At 72.0% G+C, this 22309-nt stretch carries 25 protein-coding genes; 15 read left to right on the top strand and 10 right to left on the bottom strand.

Annotation, left to right across the window (positions count from 1 at the left end; all coding sequences use genetic code 11):
* The first annotated feature begins 17 nt into the window (after positions 1-17).
* The 5 genes from ACZ6SD_RS16090 to ACZ6SD_RS16070 all read left to right on the top strand — a co-directional run bounded on the left by ACZ6SD_RS16090 (position 18) and on the right by ACZ6SD_RS16070 (position 5575).
* Positions 18-722 (top strand): response regulator transcription factor, encoded by a 705-nt coding sequence (locus tag ACZ6SD_RS16090; RefSeq protein WP_465317710.1) that lies wholly within the window; start codon positions 18-20, stop codon positions 720-722.
* Positions 722-2128, top strand: a complete 1407-nt coding sequence (locus tag ACZ6SD_RS16085) for a sensor histidine kinase (protein ID WP_465317709.1) — start codon at positions 722-724, stop codon at positions 2126-2128. Before ACZ6SD_RS16090 ends, ACZ6SD_RS16085 begins: the two co-directional genes overlap by 1 nt.
* Positions 2129-2175: 47 nt before the next feature.
* A complete protein-coding gene (locus ACZ6SD_RS16080; protein ID WP_465317708.1) occupies positions 2176-3006 on the top strand; it encodes a DeoR/GlpR family DNA-binding transcription regulator in 831 nt (276 codons plus the stop codon).
* A complete protein-coding gene (gene galT / locus ACZ6SD_RS16075) occupies positions 3003-4091 on the top strand; it encodes a galactose-1-phosphate uridylyltransferase (RefSeq protein ID WP_465317707.1) in 1089 nt (362 codons plus the stop codon). The genes ACZ6SD_RS16080 and galT overlap by 4 nt, the downstream gene beginning before the upstream one ends.
* Positions 4092-4159: 68 nt before the next feature.
* The gene (locus ACZ6SD_RS16070; RefSeq protein WP_465317706.1) at positions 4160-5575 is read left to right on the top strand and encodes a S1C family serine protease; all 1416 of its coding nucleotides are present in this window, start codon (positions 4160-4162) and stop codon (positions 5573-5575) included.
* 700 nt (positions 5576-6275) lie between these two features.
* Here ACZ6SD_RS16070 and ACZ6SD_RS16065 read toward each other — a convergent pair.
* From ACZ6SD_RS16065 to ACZ6SD_RS16045, 5 genes are read right to left on the bottom strand one after another with little or no spacing between them, the layout of a single operon-like run.
* Complete coding sequence (locus tag ACZ6SD_RS16065) at positions 6276-6689, bottom strand: hypothetical protein (RefSeq protein WP_465317705.1); 414 nt, start codon at positions 6687-6689, stop codon at positions 6276-6278.
* On the bottom strand, positions 6686-7759 hold the full coding sequence (locus ACZ6SD_RS16060; RefSeq protein ID WP_465317704.1) for a molybdopterin-dependent oxidoreductase: 1074 nt from the start codon (positions 7757-7759) through the stop codon (positions 6686-6688). Before ACZ6SD_RS16060 ends, ACZ6SD_RS16065 begins: the two co-directional genes overlap by 4 nt.
* Entirely contained in the window at positions 7756-8379 is a 624-nt protein-coding gene (locus ACZ6SD_RS16055; RefSeq protein WP_465317703.1) for a class I SAM-dependent methyltransferase, read from the bottom strand. Before ACZ6SD_RS16055 ends, ACZ6SD_RS16060 begins: the two co-directional genes overlap by 4 nt.
* Positions 8376-9044, bottom strand: coding sequence for a TIGR04282 family arsenosugar biosynthesis glycosyltransferase (locus ACZ6SD_RS16050; RefSeq protein ID WP_465317702.1), 669 nt, complete (start codon positions 9042-9044; stop codon positions 8376-8378). Before ACZ6SD_RS16050 ends, ACZ6SD_RS16055 begins: the two co-directional genes overlap by 4 nt.
* Positions 9041-9694 carry a glycosyltransferase family 2 protein gene (locus ACZ6SD_RS16045; protein ID WP_465317701.1) on the bottom strand — a complete coding sequence of 218 codons (654 nt, stop codon included), beginning with the start codon at positions 9692-9694 and terminating at the stop codon, positions 9041-9043. The genes ACZ6SD_RS16050 and ACZ6SD_RS16045 overlap by 4 nt, the downstream gene beginning before the upstream one ends.
* A gap of 160 nt (positions 9695-9854) precedes the next feature.
* Here ACZ6SD_RS16045 and ACZ6SD_RS16040 point away from each other — a divergent pair, with 160 nt between their 5' ends.
* From ACZ6SD_RS16040 to ACZ6SD_RS16025, 4 genes are all read left to right on the top strand, one after another.
* Complete coding sequence (locus ACZ6SD_RS16040; RefSeq protein ID WP_465317700.1) at positions 9855-10166, top strand: hypothetical protein; 312 nt, start codon at positions 9855-9857, stop codon at positions 10164-10166.
* 70 nt (positions 10167-10236) lie between these two features.
* Positions 10237-11592, top strand: a complete 1356-nt coding sequence (locus ACZ6SD_RS16035) for a hypothetical protein (protein ID WP_465317699.1) — start codon at positions 10237-10239, stop codon at positions 11590-11592.
* Positions 11593-11603: 11 nt separating this feature from the next.
* Positions 11604-12305: a response regulator transcription factor gene (locus ACZ6SD_RS16030; RefSeq protein WP_465317698.1), complete on the top strand. Its 702-nt coding sequence runs from the start codon at positions 11604-11606 to the stop codon at positions 12303-12305.
* Entirely contained in the window at positions 12305-13345 is a 1041-nt protein-coding gene (locus ACZ6SD_RS16025) for a sensor histidine kinase (RefSeq protein ID WP_465317697.1), read from the top strand. Before ACZ6SD_RS16030 ends, ACZ6SD_RS16025 begins: the two co-directional genes overlap by 1 nt.
* A 564-nt stretch (positions 13346-13909) precedes the next feature.
* On the opposite strand, the gene ACZ6SD_RS16020 is transcribed toward ACZ6SD_RS16025, so the two are convergent.
* Positions 13910-14974, bottom strand: a complete 1065-nt coding sequence (locus tag ACZ6SD_RS16020) for an NAD-dependent epimerase/dehydratase family protein (RefSeq protein WP_465317696.1) — start codon at positions 14972-14974, stop codon at positions 13910-13912.
* A 161-nt stretch (positions 14975-15135) separates the two neighbouring features.
* On the opposite strand from ACZ6SD_RS16020, the gene ACZ6SD_RS16015 reads away from it, so the two are divergent.
* On the top strand, positions 15136-15636 hold the full coding sequence (locus ACZ6SD_RS16015) for a MogA/MoaB family molybdenum cofactor biosynthesis protein (protein ID WP_091453044.1): 501 nt from the start codon (positions 15136-15138) through the stop codon (positions 15634-15636).
* 8 nt (positions 15637-15644) lie between these two features.
* Positions 15645-15959 (top strand): hypothetical protein, encoded by a 315-nt coding sequence (locus ACZ6SD_RS16010; protein WP_465317793.1) that lies wholly within the window; start codon positions 15645-15647, stop codon positions 15957-15959.
* 284 nt (positions 15960-16243) lie between these two features.
* Here ACZ6SD_RS16010 and mscL read toward each other — a convergent pair whose 3' ends face one another.
* From mscL to ACZ6SD_RS15990, 4 genes are all read right to left on the bottom strand, one after another.
* The gene (mscL, locus tag ACZ6SD_RS16005; protein ID WP_465317695.1) at positions 16244-16642 is read right to left on the bottom strand and encodes a large-conductance mechanosensitive channel protein MscL; all 399 of its coding nucleotides are present in this window, start codon (positions 16640-16642) and stop codon (positions 16244-16246) included.
* 53 nt (positions 16643-16695) lie between these two features.
* Positions 16696-17319: a Flp pilus assembly protein CpaB gene (cpaB, locus tag ACZ6SD_RS16000; protein ID WP_465317694.1), complete on the bottom strand. Its 624-nt coding sequence runs from the start codon at positions 17317-17319 to the stop codon at positions 16696-16698.
* A gap of 108 nt (positions 17320-17427) precedes the next feature.
* Entirely contained in the window at positions 17428-17781 is a 354-nt protein-coding gene (locus ACZ6SD_RS15995; protein ID WP_465317693.1) for an FmdB family zinc ribbon protein, read from the bottom strand.
* A 114-nt stretch (positions 17782-17895) separates the two neighbouring features.
* On the bottom strand, positions 17896-18510 hold the full coding sequence (locus tag ACZ6SD_RS15990) for a 5-formyltetrahydrofolate cyclo-ligase (RefSeq protein WP_465317692.1): 615 nt from the start codon (positions 18508-18510) through the stop codon (positions 17896-17898).
* A 24-nt stretch (positions 18511-18534) separates the two neighbouring features.
* Between ACZ6SD_RS15990 and ACZ6SD_RS15985 the strand changes: the two genes are divergently transcribed.
* The 4 genes from ACZ6SD_RS15985 (at position 18535) to sepX (ending at position 22258) form a co-directional block, all read left to right on the top strand.
* A complete protein-coding gene (locus tag ACZ6SD_RS15985) occupies positions 18535-19425 on the top strand; it encodes a UTP--glucose-1-phosphate uridylyltransferase (protein ID WP_465317691.1) in 891 nt (296 codons plus the stop codon).
* Positions 19426-19444: 19 nt separating this feature from the next.
* On the top strand, positions 19445-20668 hold the full coding sequence (gene glp, locus ACZ6SD_RS15980) for a molybdotransferase-like divisome protein Glp (protein ID WP_465317690.1): 1224 nt from the start codon (positions 19445-19447) through the stop codon (positions 20666-20668).
* Positions 20661-21314 (top strand): GNAT family N-acetyltransferase, encoded by a 654-nt coding sequence (locus tag ACZ6SD_RS15975; RefSeq protein ID WP_465317689.1) that lies wholly within the window; start codon positions 20661-20663, stop codon positions 21312-21314. The genes glp and ACZ6SD_RS15975 overlap by 8 nt, the downstream gene beginning before the upstream one ends.
* Positions 21315-21490: 176 nt before the next feature.
* Positions 21491-22258 (top strand): divisome protein SepX/GlpR, encoded by a 768-nt coding sequence (gene sepX, locus ACZ6SD_RS15970; protein WP_465317688.1) that lies wholly within the window; start codon positions 21491-21493, stop codon positions 22256-22258.
* Positions 22259-22309 lie beyond the last annotated feature (51 nt).

The following is a 22309-nucleotide window of genomic DNA, read 5'->3' as shown; positions in this document are numbered from 1 at the left end:
AGTGAACACTGAGTGACATGCGCATCCTCGTAGTCGACGACGATCGGGCCGTGCGCGAGTCACTACGTCGGTCGCTGCAGTTCAACGGCTACCAGGTAGACCTCGCCAGCGACGGCCAGCAGGCCCTGGAGTCCGTGCTCGGCGCCGAGCAGACCAGCAGGCCCGACGCGATGGTGTTGGACGTCATGATGCCCCGGCTCGACGGGCTGGAGGTGTGCAGGCGGCTGCGCGGCGTGGGCGACGACCTGCCGATCCTGGTGCTCACCGCGCGCGACCTCGTCTCCGACCGGGTGGCCGGGCTCGACGCCGGGGCCGACGACTACCTGCCCAAGCCGTTCGCGCTGGAGGAGCTGCTGGCCCGGCTGCGCGCGCTGCTGCGGCGGGCGCAGCCCGAGCAGATGGGGACGCAGGCGGCGGCGCTGCTGCGGTTCGCCGACCTGGAGATGGACCCCGCCACCCGCGAGGTCCGCCGGGGCGAGCGGCCGATCAGCCTCACCCGCACCGAGTTCGCCCTGCTGGAGCTGCTGCTGTCGCACCCCAAGCAGGTCCTCACCCGCGGTCGCATCCTCGAAGAGGTCTGGGGCTACGACTTCCCGACCTCTGGCAACGCGCTGGAGGTCTACGTCGGCTACCTGCGTCGCAAGACCGAGAGCGACGGCGAGCCCCGGCTGATCCACACCGTCCGCGGCGTCGGCTACGTCCTGCGGGAGACCCCACCCTGATGTCGCTGAGTTTCGACCGGGGGGCGCCCGCGCCCGGGGTCCCCCAGCGGTTCTCCCTCCGCTCCCGCATCACCCTCTTGGCCGCGATGTGCGTAGGCGGCGCGGTCGCGCTCGTGTCCCTGGGCGCGTACATCACCGTCTACCGGGGGCTGTACCAGCAGGTGGACGACAACCTGGTCGAACGCGCCAACGCGCTGGTCAACAACACCCAGGTCATCGACGCCAGCCGCACGGAGATCCCGAGCTTCTTCCTCGAACTCTCCGACATCAAGTTCGACGTGATCAACCAGCGCGGCCAGTCGGCGTTCAACCGCCCGGTCGTGCGACCGCCGATCGGGGCCGACGAGCTGAAGGTGGCGGCCGGGGTCCGCCCCGAGTCGTTCCGCACCGACCAGGCCACCGACACCCGGGTCTTAGCCCGCAACTACCCCTTCTTATCCGATACCGCGCTCGTCTTGGCGCAGCCGCTGGAGTCGACCAAGAGCACGCTGGCCAAGCTCGCCGTGGTGCTGATCGTCATCGGCGGCTCGGGCATCATCGTCGCCGCCCTCGCGGGCACCGCCGTCGCCCGCGGCAGCCTCAGACCGGTGCAACGGCTCACCGCCGCCACCGAACGAGTAACCCGGACGGGTGATCTTCGGCCGATTCCGGTGGCAGGCGACGACGAGCTGTCCCGGCTCACGCACAGCTTCAACACCATGCTCGGCGCGGTGGCCGAGTCTCAAGAGCGACAACGCAGACTCGTGGCCGACGCGGGCCACGAGCTGCGCACGCCGCTGACCTCGCTGCGCACCAACCTGGAGCTGCTGCTCGCCTCCGAGGCCCCCGGCGCGCCCACCCTCTCCGCGCAGGACCGCGAAGAGATCCAAGACGACCTGCGCGCCCAACTGGACGAGCTGACCCAGCTCATCGGCGACCTGGTGGAGCTGGCCAGGGAAGACGCCGCGCCCGCCGTGCAGGAGCACGTCGAACTGGTCGAGGTGGTCGAGCAGGCGCTCGACCGCGCGCGGCGGCGGGCCACCGGCGTGCACTTCGACGTCACCCTCCAGCCGTGGCACCTGGTCGGCCACGCCGCGTCGCTGGAACGGGCCGTGCTCAACCTGCTCGACAACGCGGTGAAGTTCAGCCCGCCCGGCGGCACCGTGCGCGTCGAGCTGCAACCAGCGGGCGACGGATACGCGTTTCTCCAGGTCGCCGACGCCGGACCGGGCATCAGCGACGCCGACCTGCCGCACGTGTTCGACCGGTTCTACCGCTCGGAGGAAGCCCGCACGCTGCCCGGTTCCGGCCTCGGCCTGGCCATCGTCAAGCAGGCCGCCGAACGGCACGGCGGCTCGGTCTACGCCAGCCGGTCGGCCGACGGCGGGGCGCTGATGGCGATGCGACTGCCCGGACGCCCAGGCTGACCCACAACCGCAACAGAATCCCCCGTTCGAGTGCGTAGAATTGTGTTGTGCTCGCACGTCAACGGCAGGAAGTCATCCTGGCTGAAATCCGCCGCACCGGAGCGGTCCAAGTGCACGCTCTCGTCGCGCGGCTCGGCGTGTCGGACATGACCATCCGCCGCGACCTCGACGTGCTGGCCAAACGCGGCCTTTTGGAGAAGGTCTACGGCGGCGCCACCTCGGTCGTCGGCCGCAGCACCCACGAGCCCGGCTTCGAGGCCAAGTCCGTGCGCGCCCTGCCGCAGAAGGAAGCCGTCTCCGCGCGCGCGGCCAGCCTGATCCGCCCCGGCACCGCGATCGGCATCTCGGCGGGCACCACCACCTGGACCTTCGCCCGGTTCCTTGAGGACGTGCCGGAACTGACCGTGGTCACCAACTCGATCCGCGTCGCCGACGTCCTGCGCAGCGGCGGCAGAACCGACCGCACGGTGGTGCTGACCGGCGGCGTGCGCACGCCTTCCGACGCGCTGGTAGGCCCGGTCGCCGTGCAGACCCTGCGCTCACTGCACCTCGACATGGTGTTCCTCGGCGTGCACGGCATGGCGAACGGCGCCGGGTTCACCACGCCCAACATCAACGAGAGCGAGACCGACCGCGCCCTGGTCGAGGCGGGCCGCAGGCTCGTGGTGCTCGCCGACCACACCAAGTGGGGCGTCGTCGGCATCTCCACCATCGCCGCCCTGGACGAGGCCGACGTGCTGGTCACCGACGACGGCCTGCCCCCGGACGCCCGGGAAATCCTGGAGGCGCGGATCGATGACGTGATCATCGCCGACGTCGGCGCCGACTACTCCGAGTCCTATCCGGACGCCTATCCCGCCGCGGAGGGCGAGGCGTGAGGCGCACGGTAGGGACCCTCGCCGACGGCCGCGAGATTCTCTACTTCGACGACACGCCCGGCACGCCCGAGCGGACCGCGGCCGACCTCCGCGACCTGCCGCGCAACGAGACCGCCTCCCAAATCCGCCGAGACCCGCTTACCGGCGAATGGGTAGTGCTGGCCGCGCACCGACAAACCCGCACCTACAAGCCACCCGCCGACCTCTGCCCGCTGTGCCCGTCGACGCCGGACAGACCTACCGAGATCCCAGAGTCCGACTACGACGTGGTCGTCTTCGAGAACCGGTTCCCGTCGCTTTCCCAGCACGCGGTAGGCGAGGCCGAGCCCGGACTGACGCCGCGCGCGCCGGGAGTCGGCCGGTGCGAGGTCGTCTGCTTCACCGCCGACCACACCACCTCCTTCGGGGCGCTCAGCCCCGCCCGGGTGCGCACGGTCGTGGACGTGTGGGCCGACCGCACGGCCGCGTTGAGCGCGCTACCCGGCGTCGAGCAGGTCTTCCCGTTCGAGAACCGGGGCGACGAGATCGGCGTGACCCTGAGCCACCCGCACGGCCAGGTCTACGGCTATCCGTTCGTCACACCGTCCACGGAGCGGATGCTCAGCGCCGCCGCCGACTACCTGCGCGAGCACGGCAGGCCGGTGATGGGCGACGTGCTCGCCGAGGAACGTGCCCACGGCGGCCGCGTGGTCGCCGAGTCCGAGCACTGGACCGCGTTCGTGCCAGCCGCCGCCCGCTGGCCCGTCGAGGTGCGCCTGGTGCCGCACCGGCAGGTGCCCGATCTGCCCGCGCTGACCGCCGAGGAACGCGACGATTTCGCCACGCTCTACCTGCGGGTGCTCGGCCGCCTCGACGGCCTCCACGACCGTGAGCTGCCTTACATTTCGGCCTGGCACCAGGCGCCGGTGCGCGGCGGGCGCGATCTCACGTGGCTGCACCTCCAAGTCTTCTCCATACTCAGAACCGCGGACAAGCTGAAGTACCTGGCCGGTTCGGAGTCCGGAATGGCGGTGTGGATCAACGACGTCGTCCCGGAGGACCTGGCCGCGCGGCTGCGCGCGGCCCCTGCCCGCTACGGGCGCTAGCCGGAACTCTCGGGCTCCCCACAGGCCGGTCTCAGGTGCTTCTCAGTCGAGCAGCGCAGGGTGGTGGCATGACGGTGAACAGGCCCGACGACTCGAACGAGGTGAGCCCGTGGTCCGCGCAAGCGGCCCAGGCCGAGTCGGGTGCGCGGACGCCGGATGGGGAGCAGGGCCCCCTCCGGTCGGAGTCCGGCCCCCAGGCGAGCGGGGGGCAGGGCCCCGCGACCCCGGGGGCCGGAATATCCGGCCCTTCCTCCGGTGAGACGTGGTCACCCGGCGGTTGGCCCGCCGGTGACCAAGACTCTTCTTCCCAGCAGGTGCTTTACGGTTCCGCGGTAGGTGGGCACGCTGGTTACGTGAACCAGCCGGTCGGCCCGCCGTACCGCTCGCAGCCGCCCCTGGTGGCCGAGCGCAAGGGTTCGCGGAGCATGGTCGCGGGCGTGACCGTGCTCGCGCTGCTCGTCGGCGGCACGGCCGGTGCCGTGGGCGGCTACCTGGTGGCCGATTCCCGTTCCGACACCCCGACGGTCACCTCCCTGGACACGCCCCCCACGGCGAAGCAGACCGCGGCGGCGCCCGCGGGCTCGGTCGAGGCCGTCGCGCAGAAGGTCCTGCCGAGCGTCGTGCAGTTGCGGGTGGAGGGCCGGGCCGCGGCGGGCGAGGGCTCCGGTTTCGTCATCAGCGCGGACGGCCTGATCGTCACCAACAACCACGTGGTCGAGGCCGCCGCCCAGGGCGGCCAGATCACCGCGGTCTTCCAGGACGGCCGCACGGCCAGGGCGACCATCGTCGGCCGTGACCCCACATCCGACATCGCCGTCGTTCAGGCGACCGGGGTGAACGGTTTGGCGGTAGCCGAGATAGGCCGTTCGGACGATTTGCGCGTCGGACAGGGCGTTGTCGCGATCGGATCGCCTTACGAGCTTTCCGGAACGGTCACTTCGGGTATTGTGAGTTCCCTCCGCCGCCCCACCAGGGCCGGTGGTGAGAACGGCAGCCAGGCCACCGTCATGGACGCCATCCAGACCGACGCGGCGATCAACCCGGGCAACTCCGGTGGCCCCCTGGTCAATATGCAAGGCCAGGTCATCGGCATCAACTCGGCCATCTACACCCCACGCAACAGCGCGGGCGGCGGTTCCGTCGGCATCGGCTTCGCCATTCCGGTCGACCAAGCCCGCCGCACCGCGGAAGAAATCGTCAAAACCGGAAAAGCGACCCAAACCGTCCTCGGCGTCTCCGTCAAGGACAACCCGGAAGGCGGCGCTTTCATCGCCGAAGTCGTCCCCGGCGGAGCAGGCGAAAAAGCGGGCCTCAAACCGGGCGAGGTGGTGACCAAAATGGACGACCGCCGCATAGACACCTCGGACGCCCTAGTGGCCGCCGTCCGCTCCAAGGCCCCCGGCGACAAAGTCACCCTCGTCATCGGCAACGGTGCCCGCACAGCCGAAGCGACCCTAGGCGGCCAGCCCGTCGAGACCGAGTGACCCACAGACGCTCGGGTGCTCCGCACCCGAGACCAACCTCCGGTTCGCTGCCCCCGAACCGGACCGAGTTCCCCAGGGCGGGAGCTCACCCGTAGGAGCCGCATGCGGACGGCCACCCCTCGCCCGCCCGCCTGCGGCTCCTGCCGCGGGACCCCCGGCCTGCTTAAGGGCCGCCGGATCGCCAGCCGCTGGAGCCCCGGTTGCCTGCTCCGCCTGTTCGAGTCCGGTCCCTTGCTCGGTCCCTTAGGTCTGTCCCGCCTGTGTGAGCCCCGGTATTGAGCGCCGCCAGGAACCATCCTCGACGCGACCACCCCGCCCCGGCGCTCCGCGACCCGCATCCGTGCTCCCCGGCCCCGCATCGGCACTCTGTGACCCCGCATCCGTGCTGCCCGGTCCCGCCCGCTCTGCGGCTCCGCGCCCCCGTCGCTCCGCGACTTCGCATCCGTGCTTTGACGCCCCCATCGACGTTCTGCGGTCCCGCATCGGCCTCCCCGATCCCGCACCAGCGCTCCGCGACGTAGCAGCGTTCCCCGTTTTCGTCCACCACACCATCCACATCTGCCGCGTTTGTCCACAGATTTCGCCGCCCCCTTCCACCGCCGCCCACACCCGATAGACTGGAGCGGGGCGGCCCCCCGGGGAGGGTGGGGTTTGCTGTCGCGCGGGCGGGGTAGGGGAGCGTTGGGGTGGGGAGGGCTGGTCAGGGGGATCGTCGTTGTCTGAGGACGGCGGTCGTCACCGCGATCAGCCATACCACGGCCAGGGCGATTCCCAGGCCCAGCCAGTAGTTCCGGTCGTGCAGGCCGGGGTTGGTCGGCACGCCGAACGGCCGCCACAGCAGGGGGACGGCCAGCAGGACCAGCACGCCGCTCGCCGTCGCGCCCGCCGCGACCGGTGCCCGCCAGGCCCGCGGCAGCCGTCGGGCGATCACGAAGCCGACCGCGCCGACCACCGGTGCGACGACCGCGTCATGCGCCACCGGGCCGCCGATGAAGAACGCCAGTGCCTGCCCCGTGTCCCGCCAGGACGCCATCCCGAAGTCGGCGGCCAAGGCGGCGCCGTATGCCAGTGCCGCCAGCCCCGCCAGGCCGAGCAGGATTCGCACTGTCCTCATCGGACTTCCTCGATCGTCAGCCGGGTCACCCATTTCGTCTGCAGCACACCGGGGCGGCTCGGGGCGATGATCCGGCACGGGTAACCGTGGTCGGGGGACAGGACTTCGCCGTTGAGGCGCAGCGCCAGCAGGGTGGCGGGGTCCTCGGTGTGTCGTCCGGGCAGGGTGCTCTCCCGGTACAGCCCGTCGCGCTCCAGCGACGTCACCCGTACCGACGCGCCCGGGGCGGAACCGGCCGCGCGCAGCAGGTCCGCCACCCGCACCCCGGTCCACGACGCCCACGCGCTCCACCCCTCGACGCAGGCGATCGGCAGGTGCTCGGTCGCCTGGGGGAACGCGGTCAGGTCGGCCAGGGTGAACGTGCGCGTTCCCGCTGCCGCCACCACTTCTAGCCGCCAGTCGGCTGGCACGACGATCGCCGCCGCCCGCGCCGTCCGGTTCACCGGGACGCCGCTCGACCGCCACGCGAGCACGGAAACCTCGCGCAGCAACGGAACCGTCGCCCCGGCCGTGGCGACCACCGCGACCCCGGCGCCCAGCCAGGTCGTCCGCAGGAACCGCCGCCGGTCGGCGTCGGTCTCGCGGCCGGGCCACGCGCGCCGGATCACCGGCAGCTTCACCGCGACGTGCACCAGGATCGACCCGATCGCGATCCACGCCACCGCGTAGTGCGCGATCGGGAAGTAGAACCCCCACAGGTAATTCTGCGCCACGTTGAACAGCCCGGTGACCAGCTCGAAGAACGCCGCCCCCGACAGCACCAGGATTGACCCGCGCTCCAAGGCGTGCAGGGGCGAGCGGACCAGTGGCCGGTCGAACAGCTTGGGATAGACCGACCACAGCTTGGCCAGCAGCAGCGGCACCGCGGCAATCCCGGAGACCACGTGCACGCCCTGCGTCGCCTGGTACAGCCACACCGGCGCGCTGGGCCACCCGAACCACGACGGCGGATGCTGGATGGCGTGGCTGAGCAGCCCGGTCAGAAAGCACAGCCCGAACGCGACGCCCAGCCACGCGCCGACCCGGGAGGTGACGCGTTCGTCATGGCTGGCGGCGGTGAACCGGCTCATGTCGCTGCCAGTTCGGTGAACCAGCGGCCCAGGTGCTCCTGGGTCCAGCGCACCGCGAACCCGGCTTGCGCCGCGGCCCAGGGCACCGAGTCCGCGCCCAGCCACGCCCAGTCGAACCACGGCCCGCTGCCGCTGTCCCGGCTCACCCTGGCCCGCCCAGCCCGCACGCCCCGGCCCGGCCGGTCGATCTCCACCAGCGCGCTTCCGTTGGGGGACAACAACTCCCGCGTCCGCCGCAGCAACGCGACCGGGTCGCCGCCGATGCCGACGTTGCCGTCGGCCAGCAGCACGTGCCGCCACCGCCCCTCGCCGGGTAGTGGGTCGTAGGCATCGCGCCGCAGCGCCACCGCGCCGCGCGACCGGGTCAGCGCGACCGCGACCGGTGAGATGTCCACGCCCAACGCGGCGATTCCGCGTTCGGTCAACGCGGCGGTGAGCCGTCCCGGCCCGCACCCGATGTCCAGCGTTGGCCCGGAACACGCGTCGAGCAGCACCTCGTCGCCCCGGTCCGGCGCGGCGCCCCACCGGTCGACCGGCAGCGAAATCCGTTGCCCGTCAGCCAGTTCGAGCCAGCAGCGCCGTCCCAGCAGTCCCGGCGCGAACACATCGGGCGCGGTCACCGCCGCGCCCCCGCCAGCCGCTGCCCGACCACCTGGGCGAACCGGGTCCCCGGCGCTTCCTCGGCCACTCGCAGCGCGTCCGCCATAGTGTCCACATCAGACAGTTTGACCAGTGGGGCAACGCAAAGGCCCAGATTCCGCAACGCGGCAAGGGTTCGGCTTCCCGTGTCCGGCCGCGACGTGGGGACACCGCGCAGCACCTCGGCCTGCCGGGGATCGCGCAGTCCCAGCGCCCACCAGCCGCCATCGAGCGCACGGCCCAGAACCGCGTCCCCGGCGCGCAGCAGGCCCAGCGACGCGCCCAGCAGCGCCGGGGTCACCTGCGGGGTGTCCATGCCGATCTGCAGCACCGCCCGCCCGGGAAACCGGTCCGCCACATCTTCGTGCGCGTTGGCCAACCGGTCAGGGAAACCGTTGCCGCGCTGGGGAAAGACCACGCACCGGGACAGCGCGGCGGCCAGCTCCCCGGCTCGCTCGGCTGCGGCCAGGTCCCCGGTCATCGCCACCACCGGCGTGACACCGGGCGTGGCGAGCACCGCGTCCAGCGTGTCCAGCAGCGCCGCCGCCGCGATGTCCGCGGCCTGCGCGGGCGTCGCGGGCGGGCTCAGCCGCGTCTTGGCCAGCCCGGCGACCGGAGCCTTCGCCACCACCAGCAGGCACGTCATCGCAGCACCCCCGCCATGTCCCGCACGGCCCGCAGCGTGCCGCGCACCGAGCCCGACACCTTCGACTTCGTCCCCGCGGCCCTCGGCCGGTAGGTGACCGGGAACTCGGCCACCGGCCACCGCGCCTCGGCCGCGCGAATCAGCAATTCCAGCGGATAGCCGAAAGCGCGGTCCTCGACGCCGAGCGCGTGCAGGTCGGCCCGGCGCACGGCGCGCGCTGGCGCGATATCCGACACCGGCAGCCCGCGGCGGCGCAGCAGAGCGGCCAGCACCGCGTTTCCCGCCCGCGCGTGCCACGGCCACGCGTCGTGGGAAACCGGAATGCGTTTGCCAACTGCAAGTTTCACCTCCGAAAGGGCCGCCACGAGCGTCGGAAGCTCACCGGGATCGAGTGAGCCGTCCGCGTCCAGAAAACACACGACCTCCGCGGTCGCGGTCGTCAATCCGGTGTGCACCGCGGCGCCATAACCCATGCGCGGCTCGTGAACCACCTTCGCCCCGTGCGCCGCCGCCACTTCCGGCGACCCGTCCGTCGAACCGTTGTCCACCACGATCGCCCGATATCCCGGCGGAAGCGCCGCCAGGACGCCCGGCAGGGCCGCCGCCTCATCGAGGCACGGCAGCACGACGTCTACTTCCCGGTCATCCATGCGGTTCACGCTAGATTCGCGCCGGATGCTCGGGAACCGTTGTAGCGCTTACCAAACAATGACATCCACCCAGGTATTACGGAGTCCTTAGGGCATCCCTTCTCCAGCTGTGGGGACCCCTCCCGGAAGGTAAAGTCCACCGGTCCCGGAGAATGTCGCAATGGCTTCGCCCCAGCGACGGTTGCGAGCGTTTCTCCGCGGGCCCGGCCGCCTGCCGTTCGGGCTGGCCGCCACCCTCGGCTGCCTGGGAATCGCGGTGCTGTACGCGACCGTGTTCGCCGTCCCGGCCCCCGCGCGGGTCACCGCGGCGCACGCCTTCGTGGTGCGCTGGGCGCAGCCCGCCGTGTGGGTCGCGCTGGCCGCGGTGTGCCTGCAATACGCGCTGCGCGCCGACCGGGTCGTGCTCAACCGGACCGCGACGCTCGCCGTCGCGGTCTACCTCGCTTTCCTGCTCGCCATCAGTTTCGCCTGATCTCTTACGGACTCCTGACGGAACGCCGCGGGCGGCTCCGCGCGCGTCCGCCCCGCGTTAGGTTCCGGCCATGCCCGTCCTGTCGCCCCGCCGGTCCCGCCTGGTCCGCGCCGACCTCGTCGCAGCGGCGGGCGCGCTCGCGCTCGTCGCCCTGGCCTTCGCGGTCGGCGCCGTGTTCGACATCCGCCTCTACGGCGACAAGCACTTCCCGGGCGCGCCCGACACCTTCGGCGAATGGCCGATTCTCGCCGAATGGCTGCCGCACATCGGAATCGGCACACCGTTGGCGATCCTGGTCGCGATTACCGCCGTCACCTGGGGGCCCGCGCTCGCCGCCCGCCTGCCCTGGCGCGCCGCGCTCGGCTCCGCCTACCTGCTGGCGGTGGCGTGGACGTTCTCCCTCGCCCTGGTCGACGGGTGGCAGCGTGGCGTCGCGGGCCAGCTGACCTCGCGGGACGAATATCTCGCCGCCGTCCCCGGCATCACCGACATCCCCGCGATGCTCGACGGGTTCGCCAGCCGCATCCTCGACTTCCAGCCCGACTCGTGGATCACCCACGTCGCGGGCCACCCGCCGGGCGCGACCCTGGTGTTCGTCTGGCTCGACCGGATCGGCCTCGGCGGCGGCGCGTGGGCCGCGGTGCTGTGCGTGCTCGTCGGCGGCCTGGTGGCCGTGGCCGTCCCCGTGACGCTCTCCGCGCTCGGCGACCACCAGCGGGCGCGCTCGGCGCTGCCGTTCGTCGCGCTGTTCCCCGGCGCGGTCTGGCTGGGCGTGTCCGCCGACGCGCTGTTCGCCGGGGTGACCGCGGGCGGGATCGCGCTGCTCGCCGTGGGCGTCGCCCGCCGCCACCCGGGCTGGTGGGTCGCGGCGGGCGCGGTGCTCGGGTTCGGGATCTTCCTGTCGTACGGGCTGCTGCTCATGGGCTCGATCGCGATGGCCGTGGTGCTGGTCGCGGGCGACTGGCGGGTGCTCGCGTGGGCCGTGCCGGGCGCGCTGGCCGTGGTCGCGGTGTTCGCGCTCGCCGGGTTCTGGTGGCTCGACGGCTACCACCTCGTCGTGGACCGCTACTACCAGGGCATCGCGGCCGAGCGCCCGTACTGGTACTGGGTGTGGGCCGACCTGGCGGCGTTCGCGCTGGCTGTCGGCCCGGCCGCGGTGGCGGGCCTGCGCCGCGCCGCCCCCGCGATGCTCACCTTGCGCGCCACCGACCCCACCGTCGCGATCGTGCGCGGCGCCGCCCTGGCGGTGCTCGCCGCGACCGTGTCCGGGCTGTCGAAGTCGGAGGTGGAGCGCATCTGGCTGCCGTTCGCGGTGTGGCTGATCGCCGCGGCCGCCCTGCTGCCCGCCCGGTCGCACCGCTGGTGGCTCGCCGCGCAAGCCGCCACCGCGCTCGTGGTGAACCATGTGTTCCTGACGAACTGGTGAAAGGCGGGACGATGACAGCGGCCGAACCGACCGGGCGGGTGCTCGTGGTCGACGACGACCTGACCGTGTCCGACGTCGTCCGCCGCTACCTCGAACGCGCCGGGCACCAGGTGGCGCTGGCCGCCACCGGCGAGGACGCGCTGCGGTGGATCGGCGAGAACGAGCCCGACCTGGTGGTGCTCGACCTCATGCTGCCCGGCATCGACGGCCTGGAGGTGTGCAGGCGGCTGCGCGAGCGCGGCGCGGTGCCGGTGGTGATGCTGACCGCGCTCGGCGAAGAGGAGAACCGGATCGCCGGGCTGCAACTGGGCGCGGACGACTACGTGACCAAGCCGTTCAGCCCGCGCGAACTGGTCCTGCGGGTCAACTCCGTGCTGCGGCGCGCGAAAGCCCCCGCGCCGCCATCGGCCCGCCAGGTCGCAGACGGCGACCTGCGGCTGGACGCGTCCGCCCGCAAAGCCACTCTCGGCGGCGCGGAGCTGTCGCTGACCGGGCGCGAGTTCGACCTGCTGGAGTTCCTGATGACCCACCCCGGCGAGGCGTTCACCCGCGCGCAGCTGCTGGAACGGGTGTGGGGCTGGGACTTCGGCGATCAGTCCACAGTGACCGTCCACGTGCGACGGTTGCGGGAGAAGATCGAGCGGGTGCCCGCGAAACCCGCCCGCATCTGCACGGTGTGGGGCGTCGGCTACCGCTACGACCGGAGCGCGTGATGGTCGAACCCGACGAGACACTGAGCCAGATGCTGGCGCACGCGCTGCACATCCTGCCCTACGCGCTGGCCCTGGTGCTGCCGGTCGTGCTGCTCGGCGCGCTGCTCCTGCGACTGCTGCGCAACGGGTCGCTGTCCACGACGATGACGGTGCTGGTGCTGGTCCCGGTCGCCGCGCTGATCACCGGCGTCGTCGGCGTCAGCGGCTTCATGTTCACCACGATGCTCACCACGACCCTGCTGGTGTGCCTGCTTGTCACCCTGGTCACCGTCCCCGTCGCGGTGTTCCTCGGCCGCCGCATCGCCGCCCGCAGCGTCTGGGAACGCGAGGCCCGCGACCGCGAACGCGCCGCGGAGGCGTCCCGCCGCGAACTCGTCGCCTGGATCAGCCACGACCTGCGCACCCCGCTCGCGGGCATCCAGGCCATGGCCGAGGCCCTCGCCGACGGCGTCGTCGCCACCCCGTCCGAGGTCTCCGGCTACGCCAACCGCATCGGCGGCGAGACCCGCCGCCTGTCCACCATGGTCGACGACCTGTTCGAGCTGTCCCGGATCACCGCGGGCGCCCTGCGGCTCACCCTGTCGGCGGTGCCGCTGCAAGACGTGGTCAGCGACGCCCTCGCCGCCCAGGTCCCGATGGCCGAACGCAAACGCGTCCGCGTCCGCACCAGCGCCCAACAGTGGCCCATCGTCCTGGGCAGCGACCCGGAACTGGCCCGCGTCGTATGCAACCTGGTGTCCAACGCCATCCGCCACACCCCACCGGACGGCACCGTCGCCGTCCAAGTCGGCGTCGAGGGCGCGCACGCCCTGCTCGCCGTCGAGGACGCCTGCGGCGGCATCCCCGAATCCGAACTGGCCCGCGTCTTCGACGTCGCCTTCCGCGGCAGCGCCGCCCGCACCCCCGGCGCCCACACCGGCGGCGGCCTGGGCCTGGCCATCGCCAAGGGCTTGGTCGAGGCCCACCACGGCGCCATCGCCGCCCGCAACCACGGCCCCGGCTGCCGCTTCGAAGTCCGCCTGCCCCTGGCGGCAGGCTGACCGGCGGCCACGCCCGTACCGAGGGAGACAGGCGTGGTCACCGGTTCTCCCACACCGCCCCTGGCCGGGTTCCTGCTTGCCACTCACCGGCATCGCATCGCCGAGACGACGAAACCGACCGACAGGCATCCCGCCGTTGGGCGAGTGCCCCGAACGGGTTGCTTACCCCCGAGTTATCCACAGGCAGCCGTCACCCTCTTCCCACCCCTGACCTGCGCCGATAGACTGGAGCAGGGCCCGGCCCCCAGGGCGGGTGGGGTTTGTTTGGCGGGGGCGGGGTGATCTTGCCGCGGCGGGGCCGCCTGCTTGGTCTGGCGATGTCAGGTGAAGGTGGCACCGCCACTTGGCGTGGCAGTGGTCAGCGGTATTGACGGTCAGCGGTTCCCTGGGATGGCGTTTGCCGGAGCCGGAGCCGGAGCCGGAGCCGGAGCCGGAGCCGGAGCCGGAGCCGGAGCCGGAGGAGCCGGAGCCGGAGCGGTCAGGGTCGCGTGTGCCGCCATGTTCCCGGGACGGCTGTGGTGGCGGTGGAGGTCGCCGGGGGCAGGCAGTGGTGGTGGGGACTGCTCACACGGTTGTGACCGGGGCGCGGAGGTGGGTGGTCGCGAAGTCGGTCACGCCCGCGTCGAAGGGGACTTGGGCGTGGAAGTCGAGCAGGGCGCGGGCCGCGGCGGGGTCGGCGACGATGTGGCGGACGTCGGTGGGGCGGGCGCCGCCCACGATCACCGGGGCCGGGCCGCCGCGGGCGGTGGACAGGGCGCGGGCGAGGTCGCCGACGGTGTGGGGAGTGCCCGAGCAGATGTTGACCGGGGTGGTCTCGCCGGGGGCGCCGGGTTTCTCGCAGGCCAGGGCGTTGGCCAGGGCCACGTCGGTCGAGTGGACGAAGTCGCGGCGCTGGCCGCCGTCTTCCAGGACAGTCGGCGCCTCGCCGCGTTCCAGCGCCGAGCGGAACAGCGACGCCACACCCGCGTAAGGGGTGTCGCGGGGCATCCTCGGGCCGTAGATGTTGTGGTAGCGCAGCGCCCACACGTGGCCGTCGGTCTGCCGCGCCCACGCCGACGCCAGGTACTCCTGGGCGGCCTTGGTCGCCGCGTAGGTGCTGCGCGGGTCGATGGGCGCGTCCTCGGGCACCAGCGCGGACTCCAGCGCCGCCCCGCACACCGGGCACGGCGGCTCGTACCGGCCCTCCGCGAGATCCGCCTCCCGCCTGCGACCCGGCCGCACCACCCCATGGTCGGCGCACAGGTAACGGCCCTCGCCGTAGACGACCATCGAGGACGCCAGCACCAGTCGCCCAACACCGGCCCGGTGCATCGCGGCGAGCACCACGGCCGTGCCGTAGTCGTTGTGCGCGGCGTACTCCGGCGCGTCGGACGGGTCCAGCCCGTGCCCGACCACCGCGGCCTGGTGGCACACCACGTCCACCCCGCGCAGCAAGCGCCCCACCAGGTCGCCGTCGCGGATGTCGCCGAGCACGAACTCGTGCGCCCGCACCCACTCGGGCGGCTCGTCGCCGCCGTGCGCCTTGGGCAGCAGGTTGTCCACCACCACGACGTCGTGCCCGCGCTCGGCCATCAGGTCCGCCACGTGCGACCCGACGAACCCGGCCCCACCGGTGATCAGTACTCGCATGCCCCCGACGCTATGGCCGCCGCGACCCCACTGCCCCGCACCCGCCCAGTCCGTCACAATTCCGTCAGGTTTGCCGCCAGGTTCCGCCCACCCGCGCGCACCACGCGGACACGCCTCACCTCCATCGGATCCGCCCGCCCCAAACGACTACGGTTGACCCCATGGAACGCAGCGCGCAGCGGCTCGGCCGGGCTCTCATCGTGATCGTGGATGACCGGGTGGCGCACGGGGAGCACGACGACAACGTGGGACCGCTGGTCACCGAACTGCTCGAAGAAGCAGGCTTCATCGTTGACGGAGTCGTCTCCGTCGAAGGTGAGACGGTCGCCATCCGCAACGCCCTCAACACCGCCGTCATCGGCGGCGCCGACCTCGTGGTCACCGTGGGCGGCACCGGAGTCTCCCCCCGCGACGTCACCCCCGACGCCACCCAGGGCGTGCTCGACCGCCCGATCCCCGGCATCGCCGAGGCCCTGCGCTCGTCCGGCCTTGCGGCGGGCGCGGTCGACGCGGGCGTCTCCCGCGGCCTGGTCGGCGTCTCCGGCAGCACCCTCGTCGTCAACCTGGCGGGCTCCCGCAGCGCGGTCCGCGACGGCATGGCCACCCTGTCGTCCCTGGTTCCCTACGTGATCGGCGAACTGTCGGGCCTCGACGGCAACTGACCCAGCCCATGCCCACCCGAGACGACGACCCCACCCCGCCGAGCGGCGGCCCGCCGCAGGCGGAGCCACCCACCCCCGAAGACCGCCCCAGCCCAGGCGGCGGCTCCGCTTCGGGGGGCGGGCGGGGGGCTGCCCGCCTCACCGCAGGGGGATGCGAGAGCACGCCCGCGCCTCCCGGCGGGGGCAAGCCTCGACGGCCCCCGAGCCTTGACGAGATCTTCGGCGACGTTCTCCCGGACACCACCGCGGACGAACGCGACCCCACCCCGCTGGCCTCCGACGACTGGTACGAGCGCAACCGCCCGCCCCACCACGGGGGCTGACAGCCCACTGGCCTGCGATGCCCGCACCGTCCCCAATGGACGAACCGGAACGGCGGCCGCCAGAACATAGGCGAATCGGACTAACCGGGCTTCAGAGGGCGGCAGCCTGAATCTGTGATGCCGCGTGATCCGCGGGTTCTTCTTGTGAAATCCTTTCTCCTTTCGGTGGTGAACCTGCTGAGTGCTGATTCACCGGAATGGGTTCCGCAGGGCGAACAAGCAGGGGGCGGATTCCCTGCTCCAAGTGGGGAGCACCGGGACAGGGAATCCGATCCCTATCGAGGTCAGCTGCTCTGCCGCTGGCGGAGCAGGTCGCGGATCTCGGTGAGGAGTTCGACGTCGGTGGGCTCGGCGGGGCCCGCCTCCTCGCCGCGCTTGCGGCGTTCCTGGATGTGCTTCACGGGCAAGACGATGACGAAGTAGACGATCGCGGCGACGATCAGGAAGTTGATCCCCGCGTTGATCACCGCGCCGAAGTCGAGGAACGTCGACGACTTGTCGCCGATGATGCGGAAACCGAGGCCGTCGGCCGCGTTCGAGCCACCCGCCGAATTGATCAGCGGTTTGATCAGCCCGTCGGTGAACGAGGTGACGACCGCGGTGAACGCGGCTCCAATGACCACGGCCACCGCCAGATCGATGACGTTTCCGCGCATCAGGAAGTCTTTGAAGCCCTTGAGCACGTGCGCACTCCATTTCTCGGTAGGACGGCAGGGGACCGTCCGAGCTAAACCGGCTATCGGAGAGTAACCGTCACCGGTTGTCCCAGTGAGACTGACGCCACCTGAGTCGCGGAATCCCTCATGAGGGCGATGAGCACCAGGCTGCCGCGCCGGTCGCCCCCCTCCTCCGGGCGCACGGTCACGACCGCGGCGTCTCTCGCCAGCACGACGGCGCGGCCGTCGTCCGGGTTCGCGGTGACCACGTCGACCCGCGACCCGGGCCGCAGTAAACCGGCCACGCCCGGGTCGGCGAGCCGCACGGGAACCGCGGCGGCGTCGGGGCCGAGGGTGCCCGCGGTGTTCTCCGCGCCGACGAGACGCACGCGGGTGATCGGCTCGCCCGCATCGATGGCGCCCGCGAGCACGCGGCCCGAGGCGTCCGCCGGATCAGTGAGGGCGGACGCGGGACGCACGTCCGGTGGAGCGCGGATGACCCGCACATCGGTCGCGGCGAGCACCGCCCCCGGCGTGAGCGCGCGGGCGGCGACGAGCAGCGGGACCGCATCGTCCGCGGGTGCCGGTCGAATCGCGAGCAACCCGGCCAGCAATGCCAGGACCACGGCGACGGCGCGGCGCAGAGTCAGGGCGCGGGGCAGCGCGGCGAGGACGCGCAGGCGGGACAGGTCGTGGTGGCGCATCGGGTTCCCCCAGGTCGAATCGGTGATGATTCGACGTTAGGCGGAAATCGAGACCTTGGGGAACCCGGTGCGCTCAGCCTGTGGATAACTTCGGAGCCTGTGGATAACTCAGGACGCCTTGGCCGTCGCTCCGCCACTATTGGCGGTGGACGAGGAACCCGACGACGAAGACGACGACGTGGAAGACGTGGAAGGAGCCGACGATGACTCGCTCTTGCTGGAGGACTCGGTCTTGGCGGACGACGAGTCGGCGGTGCTCGACACCGTGGACCCGCTCTTGCCACCCGACCGGCTGTCCGTGCGGTAGAAGCCGCTGCCCTTGAACACCACACCCACCGAGCCGTAGAGCTTGCGCAGCCGACCGGTGCACTCCGGGCACTCGGACAGCGCGGAGTCGGTGAACGCTTGCACCGCCTCGAAGCGGTGCTCGCAGGCCGTACAGGCGTATTGGTACGTGGGCACGGAGGGCTCCCTTTCAGAACCTGGCACTCGGTCGGCCTGAGTGCTAACTAATTCTGCGTCAACGCGGGCGCGCAGCGCAAACATTCCCGCCAGAGGTCACACCCGTGTGGAGGATCAATGCAGTCGCAACAACCCACGGCCGGGCGTCAGCACGCCGGTCACCGCGACGTCGTGCGGCTCGGCAGGCAGCACGTCGAACAGCTCCGGGTCGCGCACGACCGCCACCAGCGGCGTGTCCGGCGCGGCGATCGACAGCGACCGGTCGTAGTAGCCCGCGCCCCGGCCCAGCCGCGTGCCAGACCGGTCCACCGCCAGCGCGGGCACCAGCACCACATCCGCGATCCGCAGCGCCGTCTCGCCGAGCCGCTCGCCGATCGGCTGCCGCAGCCCGAACGGGCCCGGCCGCAGGTGCTCGCGGCCGTCGTACCAGGCCCAGTCGAGCGGGCCGGGGCCGCGGCCGGTGACGATCGGCAGCAGGATGCGCACGCCGTGGTCGGCCACCTCGTCGAGCATCTGGACCGAGCCGGGCTCGGACCCGATGGGCACGTACGCGCACAGGGTCTGGCCGCGGCGCACCACGCGCCCGTTCGTCAGCAGCGCTGTGAGCTGCATCGCCTCGGCGAACCGGACGCTCGCGGGCACCCGGCGCCGCTCGGCGAGCAGCGCCCGGCGCCACTGGTCCTTGGTCCACGCGCGCGTAGCTTCGAGATCACTCCCAGGCCCGGCCACATGACGAGGTTAGGCTCCATGTCCATGAGCGCGTCGACCGCATTCACCACCGCCATCGTGCCCGCCGCGGGTCTGGGCACCCGATTCCTGCCGACCACGAAAGCCGTGCCGAAGGAACTCCTGCCGGTGGTGGACACACCGGGGATCGAGTACGTCGCCGCCGAGGCGGCGCAGGCAGGCGCGTCGCGCCTGGTCATCGTCACCTCCCCAGGGAAGGACGCGGTAGCCGAGTACTTCCGGCCGCAGCCGGAACTGGAGAAGACCCTCGAAGCGCGCGGCAAGACCAAGCTGCTCGACAAGGTCCGGCGCGCGCCGGGCCTGCTGGCGGTGGAGACCGCGATCCAGGAGCAGGCGCTGGGGCTCGGGCACGCGGTCGGCTGCGCCGAGCCGAATCTGCGCCCGGAGGACGAGGCCGTCGCCGTCCTGCTGCCCGACGACCTGGTGCTGCCCAACGGGGTGCTGAGCCGGATGGCCGAGGTCCGCGCCGCGTTCGGCGGCAGCGTGCTGTGCGCGTTCGACATCCCGCGCGAGCAGATCTCGGCCTACGGCGTGTTCGACGTCGAGGACACCGGCGACGACGACGTCAAGAAGGTCAACGGCATGGTGGAGAAGCCACCGGCCGACGAGGCCCCCTCGACCTTCGCCGCCGCGGGCCGGTACCTGCTCGACCGGGCGGTCTTCGACGCGCTCAAGCGGATCACCCCCGGGGCGGGCGGCGAGTTGCAGCTCACCGACGCCATCGCCCTGCTGATCGCCGAAGGGCACCCCGTGCACGTCGTGGTGCACCGAGGCGATCGGCATGACCTGGGCAATCCTGGTGGTTTCCTGCGTGCCGCCGTGGACTTTGCGCTCGACCATCCGGAGTATGGGCCGGGCCTGCGCGCGTGGCTGCGGGACCGTATCGACGGCGAGTAGACGAACAAAAGGTAACCGGATGAGGTCAGTCGACGAGCAACTCGCCAGAGCGCTGGCGGCCGCGGTCCGCCCCGCTCCCGTGCGGGTCGCCATCTCCGAGGCGCAGGGCCTGCTCTGCGCCGAGGAGGTCGTGGCCGAGCGCGCGCTGCCCGGGTTCGACCAGGCCGCGGTCGACGGGTACGCGGTGCGCAGCGTCGACACCCAGGCCGCGGGCGTGGAGCCGGTGGTGCTGCCGGTGGTCGGGGAGATCGCGGCCGGGTCCCGCCAGCCGCGCAGGCTCCAGCCGGGGCAGGCGGTGCGCATCGCGACCGGCGCGCCGCTGCCCACGCTCGCCGACGCGGTGCTGCCGGTCGCCTACACCGACGGCCACCACGCGCGGGTCGCGGTGCACCAGCCGGTGCCCTCCGCCGCGTACGTGCGGCGGACCGGCGAGGACGTGCAGACCGGCGACGTCGCGGTGCGGCGGGGCTCGGTCATCGGGTCGGCGCAGGTGGGGCTGCTCGCGGCGGTGGGGCGGTCCAAGGTGCTGGTCTACCCGAGGCCGCGGGTGTCGATCATCTCGCTCGGCGACGAACTCGTGGACATCGACCGCACGCCGGGGCAAGGGCAGGTCTACGACGTCAACTCCTACGCCCTGGCCGCCGCGGCCAGGGACGCGGGCGCGGAAGTCAGCCGGGTCGGCATCGTCTCCAGCGATGTCAAGCGCTTGCGCGAGGTCGTGGAGGGCAGGCTCGTGCTGTCGGAGATCGTGGTGATCGCGGGCGGCGTCGGCGGCGAGCTGTCCGAGGAGGTCAAGTCCGCGATCACCGAACTGGGCGACATCGACCTGACCCGGGTCGCCATGCACCCCGGCTCGGCGCAGGGCTTCGGCAGGCTCGGGCCGGACGCCGTGCCGACCTTCCTGCTGCCCGGCAACCCGATGAGCGCGCTGGTGGTGTTCGAGGTCATGGTGCGGCCGCTGATCCGCGCGGTGCAGGGCAAACGCAACCCGCACCGCCGGGTCGTCACCGCGCGGCTGCTGTCGCCGATCACCTCGACCAAGGGCCGCCGCGGGTTCCTGCGCGGGCAGCTGCTGCGCGACGAGACCAACGGCGAGTACCTGGTGCAGCCGCTGGGCCTGTCCGGCTCGCACCTGCTCGCCTCGCTGGCGGAGGCCAACTGCCTGGTGCTGGTCGACGAGGAGACCACCGACGTCGCCGTCGGCGAAGAGGTGCGGGTCACCTTCCTCGCCCAACGTGGCTAGCGCGCGGTTCCCGGGCAGGCACCCGGGCTGGCCAGCCCGGCTCGGGCCGCTGCGGGTGCCCGCGGGCGAGGTCGCCCTGCGCAAGCCGCGCTTCTTCGACGGCGGGGCGTGGAGCCGGACCCGGCTGCGGGACCAGGCCCACCTGGAGAACTGGGAGCCGTCCGCGCCCGGCACCTGGGCCGAGCGCAACGCCTCGGTCGCCTGGCCGAGCCAGTGGTCGACGCTGCGCGCGCTGGGCAGGCGCGGGCTGTCGCTGCCGTTCGTGATCACCGTGGACGGGCAGTTCGCCGGGCAGATCACGGTGGGAAATGTGATTCGCGGCTCGCTGTGCTCGGCGTGGGTCGGCTACTGGGTCGCGGGCGACGTGGTGGGCGGCGGGGTCGCCACGGCGGCCGTCGCCATGGTGGTCGACCACTGCTTCGCCACCGCGGGCCTGCACCGGATCGAGGCCACCGTGCGGCCGGAGAACACCGCCAGCCTCCGAGTGCTCGCCAAGCTCGGATTCCGCCAGGAAGGCGTGTTCCGCCGCTACCTGGACGTGGCTGGCGACTGGCGTGACCACCTCTGCCTCGCAGTGACCACAGAGGACACCGGAACCGGCCTGGTGCCGCTGCTGCTCGCCCAGGGGAAAGCGGCCCTTCCGTGAAATTCTCGCCGATCTTCCGGTAAAGAGTTTGCCCTCCCCCTTACGGGGAACGGTCCACAAGCGAACTACCCGAATGGGGGAGCGCAGTCGGCGCGCCTCCGCCATGCGTGTGACTGTTGTGACTAACGTGGCGAACGCAGCACGCGGGTGGAGACGACAGGGGGAGGTGCCGGGACATGCCTAGCTCGTTGATCGTGGTCGCGCTCGTCGTCGCATGGCTCGTCGTCCTCGTCCCGATGGTCGTGCGCAAGCGCCAGGAAATCGCCAGGACGGCGGACTCCGCCCTGGCCGCACGGGTCGTGCGCAGCGGAAGCTCGCTCGACCTGGACGACGAGGACACCGACCTCCGCGAGGAGGTCGAGGACCCCCGGGAGGACTTCGCCATGCGCGACGCCGACGGCGTGGCCGCCGAGCTGGCCGACCACCCCGACGACGACCACGGCGACGACCTCGCCGCCATCTCCGGCGAACCCCGCCGGTACCGCCCGGGCCGAGGCGGATTCGACCCGGACGCCGCCGCCCGCGCCGCCCGCGCCAAGTACTCGTTCCGCCAGCGCGTCGTGCTGCTGATGATCATCGGCGCGCTGGTCACCGCGGTCCTGGCCGGTGTGGCCATGCCCACCCTGTGGTGGGCGCACGGCGCCATCGACATCGGCCTCGTCGGCTACCTGACCTACCTCCGCAGGCAGGTCCGGATCGAGGAAGAGATCAGGCAGCGCAGACTCGCCCGCCTCAACTCGGTCCGCCGCTCCCACGCCCGCCCGGCCGACGACACCTACGAAGACGACGACGAGCCGCCGCAGCGCGAACACCCCGTCGTCACCGTCACCCCCCGCGTCGTCCACCCGGGAGCCGTCGTGGTCGACATAGACGACGAAGACCCCTGGTTCGACGAACTCGGCGAGCCCGGCACACCGGCTTACCGCCGAGCGGTGGGGGAGTGAACCACCCCCCGGATTTCGGGGTCGTGCGAGCGTGCTGATATGCTCTGCGAG

Source organism: Actinokineospora sp. NPDC051303 (assembly GCF_055586285.1).
Note: the sequence above shows the minus strand (reverse complement) of the source record. Positions and strands in the feature narration are given on the sequence as shown.